This is a genomic window from Muribaculum sp. (assembly GCF_029051885.1).
Lineage (GTDB): Bacteria > Bacteroidota > Bacteroidia > Bacteroidales > Muribaculaceae > Muribaculum.
The window spans coordinates 1-5,574 of sequence record NZ_JAIDKI010000150.1 but is presented as its reverse complement, the minus strand read 5'-3'; the positions used below and the strand labels follow the sequence as shown (position 1 = coordinate 5,574).

The 5,574-nt window shown below is 48.7% G+C and carries 5 protein-coding genes, 1 pseudogene and 1 riboswitch; of the genes and pseudogenes, 2 read left to right on the top strand and 4 right to left on the bottom strand.

Annotated elements, in window-relative coordinates:
• From pyrF to K2I50_RS06370, 4 genes are all read right to left on the bottom strand, one after another.
• Positions 1-567, bottom strand: a 567-nt coding sequence (gene pyrF, locus K2I50_RS06385) for an orotidine-5'-phosphate decarboxylase (RefSeq protein ID WP_301025380.1), incomplete at its 3' end; no start/stop codon positions are given.
• A 93-nt stretch (positions 568-660) separates the two neighbouring features.
• Positions 661-1,770: a peptide chain release factor 1 gene (prfA, locus tag K2I50_RS06380; RefSeq protein WP_301025378.1), complete on the bottom strand. Its 1,110-nt coding sequence runs from the start codon at positions 1,768-1,770 to the stop codon at positions 661-663.
• Positions 1,771-1,944: 174 nt separating this feature from the next.
• Entirely contained in the window at positions 1,945-2,643 is a 699-nt protein-coding gene (locus K2I50_RS06375) for an LrgB family protein (protein WP_301025377.1), read from the bottom strand.
• Between the two features lie 13 nt (positions 2,644-2,656).
• The gene (locus tag K2I50_RS06370; RefSeq protein ID WP_301025375.1) at positions 2,657-3,031 is read right to left on the bottom strand and encodes a CidA/LrgA family protein; all 375 of its coding nucleotides are present in this window, start codon (positions 3,029-3,031) and stop codon (positions 2,657-2,659) included.
• A gap of 131 nt (positions 3,032-3,162) precedes the next feature.
• Positions 3,163-3,352, top strand: a riboswitch (cobalamin riboswitch).
• A 143-nt stretch (positions 3,353-3,495) separates the two neighbouring features.
• Here K2I50_RS06370 and K2I50_RS06365 point away from each other — a divergent pair.
• Positions 3,496-4,503 carry a DUF4465 domain-containing protein gene (locus K2I50_RS06365; protein ID WP_301025374.1) on the top strand — a complete coding sequence of 336 codons (1,008 nt, stop codon included), beginning with the start codon at positions 3,496-3,498 and terminating at the stop codon, positions 4,501-4,503.
• A 134-nt stretch (positions 4,504-4,637) separates the two neighbouring features.
• Positions 4,638-5,486 (top strand): annotated as a pseudogene (locus tag K2I50_RS06360) (PKD-like domain-containing protein); the annotation flags it as partial.
• Positions 5,487-5,574 lie beyond the last annotated feature (88 nt).

Below are 5,574 nucleotides of genomic sequence, written 5' to 3'. Positions count from 1 at the left end.
ACCGACTACATACATCAGTTCATCGGGAGATGCCCACTTCTGCGAGGTAAGTATCACATTCTCAAACAGGCGACGTCCTTCACCATCCCGGATAAACTGGAAGTCGTGGCTGCCCTTGTTGGAAGTAAGAGCCAAAAGCACCACCCATTTGCCGGGATAACCGAGGAACGGCGTCACACTGTCCTCGCCCATATAAGGAGCGACAGTCACCGCATCGGCCTGAAGATGCTCGAAAACACCGCGGGCATACAGTTTGGAAGTATTGCCGATATCGCCACGTTTGGCGTCGGCTATCACAAACTGATCGGGATACTTCTCTTTTATATACTTCACAGTATCCTCAAGGGCCAGCCAACCCTCTACACCCATGCTCTCAAAGAAAGCCAGATTTGGCTTGAACGCCACACAGTAAGGGGCTGTAGCATCGACAATTGCCTTGCAGAATGCAAGAAGTGGATTCTCCTCGCGGAGCAGATGTTCCGGAATCTTCTTAATATCCGGATCAAGTCCTACGCATAAAAAGGAGCCCTTGTTCTTGATGTTTTCGATTAAATTTTCGCGTTTCATTATCTTGATTTTGATTTTATGTCAATTACATGAGCCGGTTGTAATACTCCGAAGGGCATACTGCCATATACAATCGGCTTATAAGAGGATGCCCTAAAGCTCGCTCGCTTTAAGTTTCTCGGCATTTTCCGCAACTATAAGATGGTCGATACAGTCCTGTATGTCACCATCCATAAACGCGGAGAGATTATAGATAGTATAGTTGATGCGATGGTCTGTAATACGTCCCTGCGGATAGTTGTAAGTGCGTATTTTGGCCGAACGGTCACCGGTCGACACCATGGTCTTGCGCCGTGAAGCTATATCATCGAGATATTTTTGATGTTCCTTGTCGTAGATAAATGTGCGCAGACGACTGAGAGCGCGCTCTTTATTTTTTGGCTGGTCGCGGGTTTCGGTACATTCTATAAGAATCTCTTCGGTGACTCCGGTGTTAGGATTTCGCCACATGTAGCGAAGGCGCACACCCGACTCCACCTTGTTTACATTCTGACCGCCGGCACCACCCGAACGGAAAGTGTCCCACTTGATTTCGCCCTCGTTGATTTCGATATCAAACTCTTCGGCCTCGGGCAGCACCGCAACAGTAGCCGCCGAGGTATGTACACGCCCCTGGGTCTCGGTTGCCGGCACACGCTGTACTCGGTGGACTCCGGATTCATATTTAAGAATACCGTAGACGCCTTCGCCTGTCACAGAGAACACAATCTCCTTGAATCCTCCAGCAGCACCCTCACTGAAACTGCTTACCGCACAATGCCAGCCTTTCGACTCGCAGTACTTAGTATACATTTTATATAAATCACCGGCAAATATAGCCGCCTCATCACCACCAGTACCTCCGCGAATCTCTACGATTGCATTCTTGCCATCTTCGGGGTCAGCCGGCACGAGGAGGAGCTTTATCTCCTCTTCCATCTCCGGCAGTTTTGCCGTAGCCTCGTCAAGCTCCTCTTTAGCCATGGCACGGAGTTCGTCATCATTTTCAGAAGCCAACACCTCATGCGCCTCGGCAATATTGTCGAGTGCGGTACGATAGGCACGTGTAGCCTTGGTAAGGCGCTCCAGGTCCTTATACTCCTTTGTGAGCTTTACATAACGCTTCATATCGGCAATCACCGAGGGGTCAGTAATAAGAAGGCTTACCTCCTCAAAACGCGCCTCTATGCCGTCGAGACGTGACAACAGATTGTTTTCGGCCATTTATATCTTGATAATCTTATGCATACAAATAAGTCATAGCAATCTCACAGAAGCACATCCCGCAATATCACATTCAGACATGCCATCAGCCATCATGCTATCCTCTGCAAATTTACAAAAAATCTCCCACAGAGCCACAGCCCTGCAAGAGATATAATAAATTATTAGACAATATCAGACAGCGTATCCCATCAGGCGTATTATCATAGGAGCAAGGAGAGCTGTCAAAAGCCCGTTCAAAGTAAGTCCAAGCGAAGAAAATGCGCCATAACGGTCGCTACGCTCCATTGCTGCCGAAGTGCCGACAGCATGGGCCGCAGTCCCAATCGACAGTCCGGATGCAATAGGGCTGCTGATACGGCTCATTTTTACAATCCCGAAACCGGCCATGCCTCCAAATATTCCGGTACACACTACTACCGCCGCCGTAAGCGGAGGAATACCCCCGATAGCCGAGGCAATCTCCATGGCAATAGGTGTAGTCACCGCTTTAGGAGCGAGTGACATCGCCACCTCCTGTGTGGCGCCTAACAGCCGCGCAAGCAGAAGAACTGATACAATCCCCGCCACACAACCGGCAAGCTCAGACACAAGCAACGGCACAAGCTGTTTTCGTATGGCACTGAGCTGCTTGTACAACGGAACACCAAGTGCCACCACAGCCGGTTTAAGCCAGAAATCTATATATTCGCCACCGGCCTGATACGTTTCAAAATCAATATCAAAAAAGCACAGAAAGCTAATCAGGCAGGCTATGGCTATAAGTATCGGATTGAGTATCTTAACTCCGGTACGGCGCTGCAGCAGTTGACCACCGAGATAAAAGCCGAAAGTCAGCGCTATCAGAAAATATTTGTTGGTAAGGAATTCCATATACATATTTATATTAGATACCCACACTACGGCGCTGACGCTTTGACATACTGCGGCGCACCAGCTGATGCACCCAACCGGTAACTGCGATAATGACAACAGTGCTGCCGACAGAAGCACCGACAATCGGAATCCATTGGTCAGCAAGCAGCCCCAGACACTTCATAAGTCCGACTCCGGCAGGCACAAAGAAAAAACCGAGGTTGTGCACAAGAAAAGCAGAAATCCGGTCAACCCACTCAAGACGCACGACACCGAGTTTCAACGACAGAGCAAGCAACAACATGCCTATGATACTTGAAGGCACGGTAATACCGGTACATTTCACCACAAACTCGCCTATGGCGAGAAATACGAAAATAATTCCAAATTGAAGAATAGGTCTCATCTGAGATGCTCTTAGAGCTTGTTTAATAATGCGGGTGCAAAGGTAACCACAAATTCAATACATTGTTATCCCATATCAAAAAATATTCTTAAATTTGCACACGAAAAATGGCTGCTCCACTTGAAGAGTCAAGACTGATGGGGCTATCCGATAAAGCCACAAGGCTTTCGTATAGGGAATCCGGTGAGAATCCGGAACAGTACCCGCTGCTGTAAGTCCTACTTATAAAGTATGTTGCACAACGCCATTGGCCTTACCGGCCGAGAAGGCGCAACAACGACCGGGACAAGTCAGAAGACCTGCCATTTATTCAGCAGACACCTCTTGCCTACGGGACTATGGGCATCTCATCACCTAACCACAGGACCACTATAGGCCCGGAGAATGATTCAGAATCCCGTCATCGCACCGCAGCTCTGCATGTATGAACGGGATTATTCATTATTTTATAATTAATCAACAAAATGAACAGAATCATTATCTCAGCTTTTACCCTTGCCAGTGCGCTAATGTTGAACGCGCAGTCCGACATCGTAGTCCTCGACCTTACAAAGGCGACTACAACATTGAATTTCAACGAGGAAAACGGCGCATGGACAGGCACATATGACGACGATGCAGAAAGCATCGACAGCCAGTGCTTCTCATTCGTACACAACTCCATGGGAGAATACAGCACCTGGTGGGGATTCACAGCGTCCAATTCTGCCAATAATGTACGCCAGGACGATACTATGAAGTTTCAGTTCAGCAACATGGCTCAGGGCGGCATCGTACTCAACGAGGATGGAACTGTAAAAACCGATGAAAACGGTATGCCTGTAGTAAGCGCAGATGTGCCTTATATGGTAGCCTATGCCAGCAGCGCTTTCGCAAAGCATCCTGCCGATATGGCATTCAACGACGGGAAAGCATACGAGGCAGTAGGTGTTTATGTCAATCTTAACAGCTATCCATACTACTGTATAGAATACGGCGATGCTTACGCACGCGCATTCCGCAACGGAGACAAATTCACCCTTACAATACATGGTATCGCTCCCGACGAAAGCGAACGCACTGTAGATACAGAGCTCGCATCGTATACCAATGGCGACCTTACCATAAACAGAGGATGGAAATATGTCGACTTGTCATCGCTCGGCATCGTTAATCAGATCTACTTCTCGCTCAAGACCACCGACGTAGGCCAATGGGGAGACAACACTCCGACCTACTTCTGTCTCGACAAACTTATGGTAAAGCCTGTGTCGACATCGGGCATCTCGACCGTCAATGCCAACGACGCCAACATCAGCTATGACCGTGCCAACAAGATCGTCAGCATCGGCAACGCATCCTTTGCATCGGTATACAACACCGCCGGACAGTGTGTAATGTCGAGCGAGAATCATACATTTGACATCTCGTCGCTCTCTGCCGGAATTTATGTGATAAAAGCCGGCAACTCAAGCCTCAAAATAGTAAAATGAACCGATATCTAACATATATCCTTGTTGCCACGACATCAGCATCGATGCTGGTGTCGTGCAACAAGGACGATATAATCGAATCCGAAACAGGAATCAACACTCCTGAAGGTAGTTTCCGCCCCTCTGTGCCGACAAGTTCAGAGATGAGCACCAATGTATATGAATGGACTCCGGCTCCCGGCCAGTTTATCAACGAGTCGGCAATGATCGAATCAATCGGAGGAGAAATCACCCCCGAGGCTGCTGCCGCATGGGCCGAACAGCGTCTTTCCGAGCATCTGTTTGTATCGCTTGGCGCATTCGGCGGATATATCATTGTCGGATTCGACCACAGCATACCGGCAAGCAACGGAGAATATGATTTTGCTGTACTTGGGAATTCATATTTTAACGGTTCTACCGGAACGGGTGGTTCCAACGAGCCCGGCATAGTATATGTGATGCAGGACACCAACGGAAACGGACTGCCTGATGACACCTGGTATGAGCTACGCGGAAGCGAGACCGGAAAAGATGGCACAATACAAGATTATGCCGTAACATATTCGCGCCCTGACGCTCCAGGCATGGCAGTATCCTGGACTGACAACCAAGGAAATTCCGGCACTGTCGACTATCTGGGATTTGTACATAAGCAGGATTATTACTATCCGTCATGGATAAAGGCAGATACATACACCCTCAGAGGCACATGTCTGGCAGCCCGCACATCGCAGGATACATCAAGCGGACTATGGAACAACAATGCCTTCGGATGGGGATATGCCGACAATATGGGCGCCGACAACATCTCAACCTCCTATGGACCTCAATGCAACCGATTCAGAATATCTGACGCAATGAACGTCGACGGAAGCCCGGTCAAGCTCGCCTACATCGATTTTATCAAGGTCCAGACCGGCGTCAACTCCAAAGCCGGAGGGCTTGGTGAAGTATCAACCGAAGTATTCGGTTTCTTAGACCTTTCTCTTGCAAAACAATAAATGTTGCCGCCGGGGTCGTATAGCTTGAGACGATTTTCGACATGTGACGAAGGAGTGTACTTTATGTACACGACTGAGGAACAGGGCG